Source organism: Deltaproteobacteria bacterium (assembly GCA_016874775.1).
GTDB lineage: Bacteria > Desulfobacterota > Binatia > Bin18 > Bin18 > VGTJ01.
In genome coordinates, this window is the sequence record VGTJ01000264.1 from 1 (window position 1) to 5,483 (window position 5,483).

A 5,483-nucleotide genomic window follows, 5' to 3' on the forward strand; every position below is an offset into this window, starting at 1 on the left:
ACTCCATCATCCTGCTGCTGCCCAACCGCGTGGATCAGCACGTGCAAACCGAAGTCGTGAAGGAATTGCGGTTGCGGGGCCTTGATCCGGAGAGTGTAACCCAAGTGCGTGGGCGATACGTGTCGAATGAGGGCCGACTTGTGCTTGCGCTAACCGAGGCGGTCAGCCGGTCCGGTGGAGCCACACCCCTCCAAAGCCTGATCTCTTTCTAGCCGCAGGGCACTTCAACTTGACGCCATCAAAACCGCGAGCCTCAAAAGGCCGACCGAAGGACGGATTGGCGGCGGGATTTGCAGGATTGAGGCACCACCATGCAGCACGTCGGATCCAAGTTTGAGCTGGTGTTTTCGGGTGACGCTCTGGAGTGGAGCAGCCCCGTGGCGAACATCCGACTGGAGCCCTGGCCGTATGTCACGGCACGCCAGAAATTGAGGGCAAGTGGGTGGGAGTCCTGCCACGTAAGCCTCCCTCGCTGCCTTCTGCGATTGCGGCCACCCAACTTCTCGAGCAACAGCGAACTTGCCCGGTGCCAGCAAGCGGGCTGGGAATACACCCGCCGGATTCCCGAGGAGGTAAGGGCCATCGTTCTACGCTATCGCGAGAATCGCTGGCAGGTTTTGAAGGGGCTTTGCTACATTCCCTATGGACTGCGGCTGGCTGAAGCCAACCCAGCGCTATTTTGGTGCCTGATGGAAAGGCTGCCTTCGGACGTTTCTCAAGGCACTTTTCTCACCGAGTGCGCTCAAATCATCAAGAACCCTCAGGCCAACGTGGCTGAGTTCGCCGGCTTTCCCAACAGTCCGAAGGTCGCCCGAATCCTGCGCAAAGTGCCCGCGTGGGACGCCACGCCCCACACGATGTCCTACCTACGCACATTGCTCAAGGAACCGGCACACCTCGACCTGCTTTCCCACCTACCCCTCGTCACCGATGCAGCAATCCGGTTACTCTGGCACGCGAAATCCTTCCTAAATGCCGGTCTGCTGAGGAAACTTATCATCAAAATGCCACCCCAGGCACAGCGCGCCACGGTCCCTATCTTCGCGGACCTCTTCTCTCTCCACCACCAACTGGGGATCTCCATTCCTGTCGAAACCCGATTCCGCGGACTCCGCGCGGTGGAAGAGCACTACGCCTCGCTGCAACGCCTATACGCACGCAAGGAAGCTTATGCCACGGTTGCATTCCCTCCGTCGCCTGTTCCTGGCACAAAGACCATAGTGCCCATCGAGGATGAACATGGCCTGATGGTCGAATCAAAGGTGATGCAGCACTGCGCTGAAGATTACTCGGGGCTGGCACGCGATGGACGCTGCTACCTCTACCGCGTAGTGGCACCACAACGCGCAACGCTGCGCCTGGAGCGGACAGCAGGCGGGCGGTGGTTTGTTTCCGAGTTGAAGCTGAAGGCCAACCGTGAGCCATCGCCCGAGACGTGGCGCGCTGTCCAGCATTGGCTTTACCTGCAGGCGCCCATTGAGGGCAAAGGAGAGGGCGAGGAGAGCGAACGAACAAACACGAATCATGATAAACACAGCTGACAAACTGCTGATCATGCTGTTGCAAGGTGGCCACGCCGAGATCAGTTGGACACTGCACATCGGCCCGTCTGAAGCGACATTCGAATCGCACACCCCCGCTGAGAAAACCTTGTTCAAGGTGCGCTTGGCTAGGAAACTACAGCCCAGCACGGACACAGCGGCTTCAACTTTCGGTTTCTGGGCAACGCGACTTGAGCCTGGAGCTTTTCCGGTCGCCGCCGAGGATCATCTGAACGCGGAGCGGCTATTCGCATCGGTGGAGAGATCGCAGAAGGAGCGACTGCAGGAGGAAGTGACATCTCGAGATTTGTTTGCCCCATCTCCACTGCCCAACGATCTCGCCTCGGTGATGGCGTTCATTGCTGCTGCATCAAGAGCCGATGTGTGCGCGAGCGCGCCGGCGGAGGGGTTGGACGAGCGGGGGCGGTTTATCGAGCGACACCTCCACGTGGAATTCCATGCCGAGCCGATTTCGGGAGCTTCACTCCTGTTCACTGAGAGGCGCTACCTTGGAGACACCGTCCTGGCTGCTGTGGAGAACTCGGTAACGGTTCGGGACAGCACAGGCACGGCCGTTTGCGGGTTTGGCCACAGTGCCGAGACCGAGAATTGCTATCGGGCCGCCCGCCAGAAGATTTTGCAAAGACATCCATGAAAACAGCACGCGTCTTGCTCACCTCCGACATTCACCAGCACATTGCAAAATGGGAACAACTCACCGCGATTGTTGAAGAAGAAAAGCCGAACTACGTCCTGATCGCTGGCGACCTGTTGCCCAAGACCGGCGGCTTCAAGGGCCAGCGCGATTTCTTCCCTCGGCTCCGCCGCAACCTGGAGCAAATGCGCGCGGCGGGTGCTCGTGTGTTGCTGATGATGGGCAACGATGACTTTCTCCCCTTGGAGTCCCTGCTTGACGAACTGGCAAGGGCGGACCTTTGCGGCAACCTGAATGGCCAAGTCCTTCGTGAGCAAGGTCTGATTTTCTGCGGGGTTGCTCAGGTGAGGGATTATCCCTTCGCCTACAAGGACTGGTGCGTTGCGGACGAGGATCACGTTGAGTGCCTCATTCAGTATCGCGCGAAGGGACTGACAGTCTCAGCGGACGGCCGTTGGGTTGAGATTGACGATTTACGGAAGCATCTGCTGAGCAGTCCCAGTCTGGGTCAACGCCTCAAAGCGCTGGCCGACCAGCTCACAACATTCGAGCTGGCCCGAAGTATCTGGCTCGTTCACCAACCGCCGATAGAGTTGGGCATGGATATCGTCGGGGACGGACAGCAAGTCGGCTCACCCACCTTGCTCAATTGGATCAACACGCGGCAACCTCTGCTTGGCGTGTCTGGTCACATACACGAGTCGCCCTATCAACCAGGAGGGCGTTGGATAAGCGTCGTGGGGGACACCGTGTGGGTGCAGGCCGGCCAGATGGACACGCGGCTCCATTGCGTGACCTTGGAAATCTCACAGGATTGCAACATTCGGAATATCCGCCATTCGATCTTCGGCCCCACCGCGATCGAGTTCGAACGGTTTACCCCGTCAAAGTAGCGCAACCAACACAGCCCATAACCTCATGCTGGGGGCCATCCGGTTGGCAAAGGCCAAAGGGCGGTGCGGGGTGCGGTGTGAGTGAGGCCACGCGGCGGGAGCCCTGACTGCTCAGGGCATCACAAGCTCATGGTGCGGCTTTGACTGGCTTGAACTCGCGGGCCCTCTTTTGCCCCTCTGCCCTTTGCGCAGGCGTAAGCACGCGCTCTAATCGCTCAATGCCCTTCTTGGCTTCCTCATCACCCTGCGCACCCGCTAGCAAATACCACTTGTATGCCTCCGCCTCGTCTTTCACCACGCCTAGGCCTTTGGCATAACTGACGCCGAGGTTGAATTGCGCGTCGGCATCTCCCTGCTCGGCCGCCTTGCGATACAACTTCACCGCCTCCGCCTCGTCTTTCACCACGCCTAGGCCTTCGCGATACATGTTGCCGAGGTTGAATTGCGCCTCGGCAAGTCCCTGATCGGCCGCCTTGCGATACCACTTCACCGCCTCCGCCTCGTTTTTCGCCACGCCTTCGCCGTCGGCATACATGTTGCCGAGGTTGTATTGCGCCTTGGCATCTCCCTGATCGGCCTTCGACTTAGTCGCTTGCACCGGGTCTTTCGAGCAGGCTTGGAAACTCAAGGAAAGGGCGCAGAGGAGAGCGGGCAGGAGAATCTTCATGGTTTCGATCCTACGCGGCCCCGCCAACCCGCGCAAGCCGATTGGATGGCTGCGAGGATGGCTTGTTTGCGCGAATTCACTCCGCGCCATTACACCGGGGGCAATCCGGTTCGCAAAGGCCAAAGGGCGGTGCTGACGCGGCCAGCAAACGCAGACTGGTTTAAGGCTGGACAGGGGAATACCCCGCCGATAAGACCGCACTTGATAATAAAACCGCAGGAATTGCGGTTCACTAAACTGTTAGGCATCACCACGCATCACACATCTATGAGACACCTCATCTGTAAGTATTGCGGCCAAATGGCCGGCCCGAGCACGACATGCCCGGTTTACAGCGACCCGAAGCATGTATTTGTTCAGATGGAGATGCCCGCCTTCTGCAAGTATTGCGGACAGATGGCTGGCATCGGGTCGAAGTGTCCCGTTGGCAGCGATGAGCGCCATGTGTTTGTATCGCGGGACGAGGACTGAGCATGTCAGACCAGCTTGTGTTGTGAGGACGATGCCTAACCAGGGCGCTGCAGCGAACGGCCTCTCCGCCGTGCGTTCAAGCGTTGCGGGAGTTCGAGAGCGCACCGTGCGCTCCACCGCCGCCCCCGAGGCCGTCGCTGAGCTGGGTCGTTAGGCGGGAACAAGACGAGAAAATGACAGACCTATTCAATCCTGGCAGCAACTACGAATCGATCATGTCTATCTGGGAGCGTCATCGGCATGGTCTAGCCACGGATGCCGATTTACGCGACTGCATTCGTTCGCAGTGTGATCCAGATAAGATCAGAAATGCAGCCATCGAAAATGGTGGAAATCAGGTTGGCGTGCTCGGACTAATTATTGAGGAAATAGGCAGACGAAGACTTCGATGCGCCGCATCGATCATAGTTGAATACGTGGCGTGGCCATACTATGACGATTTCTGGGTGCACCTTGTACCGAAGTGCTTTGCAGCTCTATCTGCGATAGGTGACGAGTCGATTGTCGGACGCTTGCTAGAAGTGACTTCTGGCGACATCTTTGCAACTAAGGCGCTTGCAGCTCTTCAAGCCGTCTCTTCTCAGCCTTACTCAGTGGAACTCGCAGAGCCATTGAAATCCAAACCAGTTCAAGACCCCCGCGCAAGAATCGTTATGCTAGCAATAGCAGAGGATCTCATAAGCGTTGCGAAGGTTAAGGCATGGGCGGATCTAGTAATCTCCAGTGCAACCCAACCTCCGCCAGCATGGTTGTGCGATCTGTCAATGCAAGGTGACTTCGATACGCAGCGTGCACCGGAGGAGGCCGACATTGTCTTCTCATTCGATGAACGAGCTATATGCATAGTTGCCTTTCACAACATGGGCAGGATTTCTTTGACGGAAACCATTGAGAGAGTCTTTCGCGATGAACTTGTGGGTTACATTGTCGGCCGAAAGGCTCTTGCTGAAGTGCTTGAAGCAGAGACCTTCAGCGCCAACAAGCTGATCGTAAGGATTCGCGGGGAACTACAAGAGTGCTTTGACGGCATTCTCGCCGGAAGGCCTTTGCTGGCAAGAATGGTAAGTGATCTGACCGCCTAACAAATCGCTGCACCGGACGGCAATTCCGCTGCGCTCCATTGCCGCCGGTGAGCTTTGCGTTAGGGGTTGCCGCCAAGTCCCCGTCGGCAGTTTGAATTTCTCCTTTAGCCGCCCCCTATCACCAGACACCCTCGCGGCGTGGAATTGAGTCACGCAGACCAGATGGCCATGCAG

General features: G+C 57.8%; 6 protein-coding genes. 4 read left to right on the top strand and 2 right to left on the bottom strand.

Annotated features, from left to right (window positions below; translation table 11 throughout):
* The first annotated feature begins 311 nt into the window (after window positions 1-311).
* From FJ147_26795 to FJ147_26805, 3 genes are read left to right on the top strand one after another with little or no spacing between them, the layout of a single operon-like run.
* Window positions 312-1,541, top strand: a complete 1,230-nt coding sequence (locus FJ147_26795; protein MBM4259495.1) for a hypothetical protein — start codon at window positions 312-314, stop codon at window positions 1,539-1,541.
* Window positions 1,525-2,196, top strand: a complete 672-nt coding sequence (locus FJ147_26800; GenBank protein MBM4259496.1) for a hypothetical protein — start codon at window positions 1,525-1,527, stop codon at window positions 2,194-2,196. Before FJ147_26795 ends, FJ147_26800 begins: the two co-directional genes overlap by 17 nt.
* On the top strand, window positions 2,193-3,089 hold the full coding sequence (locus FJ147_26805; protein MBM4259497.1) for a hypothetical protein: 897 nt from the start codon (window positions 2,193-2,195) through the stop codon (window positions 3,087-3,089). The genes FJ147_26800 and FJ147_26805 overlap by 4 nt, the downstream gene beginning before the upstream one ends.
* A 127-nt stretch (window positions 3,090-3,216) precedes the next feature.
* Here FJ147_26805 and FJ147_26810 read toward each other — a convergent pair whose 3' ends face one another.
* Together FJ147_26810 and FJ147_26815 are read right to left on the bottom strand one after the other, a co-directional pair.
* Window positions 3,217-3,846 carry a sel1 repeat family protein gene (locus FJ147_26810; GenBank protein ID MBM4259498.1) on the bottom strand — a complete coding sequence of 210 codons (630 nt, stop codon included), beginning with the start codon at window positions 3,844-3,846 and terminating at the stop codon, window positions 3,217-3,219.
* Between the two features lie 150 nt (window positions 3,847-3,996).
* A complete protein-coding gene (locus tag FJ147_26815) occupies window positions 3,997-4,332 on the bottom strand; it encodes a hypothetical protein (protein ID MBM4259499.1) in 336 nt (111 codons plus the stop codon).
* 68 nt (window positions 4,333-4,400) lie between these two features.
* Between FJ147_26815 and FJ147_26820 the strand changes: the two genes are divergently transcribed.
* Complete coding sequence (locus tag FJ147_26820) at window positions 4,401-5,309, top strand: hypothetical protein (protein ID MBM4259500.1); 909 nt, start codon at window positions 4,401-4,403, stop codon at window positions 5,307-5,309.
* The last annotated feature ends 174 nt before the right edge of the window (window positions 5,310-5,483 follow it).

Coding starts and splice junctions, on each gene's coding strand:
- FJ147_26795 (MBM4259495.1), top strand. CDS start 312: ATGCAGCACGTCGGATCCAAGTTTGAGCTGGTGTTTTCGGGTGACGCT.
- FJ147_26800 (MBM4259496.1), top strand. CDS start 1,525: ATGATAAACACAGCTGACAAACTGCTGATCATGCTGTTGCAAGGTGGC.
- FJ147_26805 (MBM4259497.1), top strand. CDS start 2,193: ATGAAAACAGCACGCGTCTTGCTCACCTCCGACATTCACCAGCACATT.
- FJ147_26810 (MBM4259498.1), bottom strand. CDS start 3,846: ATGGCGCGGAGTGAATTCGCGCAAACAAGCCATCCTCGCAGCCATCCA.
- FJ147_26820 (MBM4259500.1), top strand. CDS start 4,401: ATGACAGACCTATTCAATCCTGGCAGCAACTACGAATCGATCATGTCT.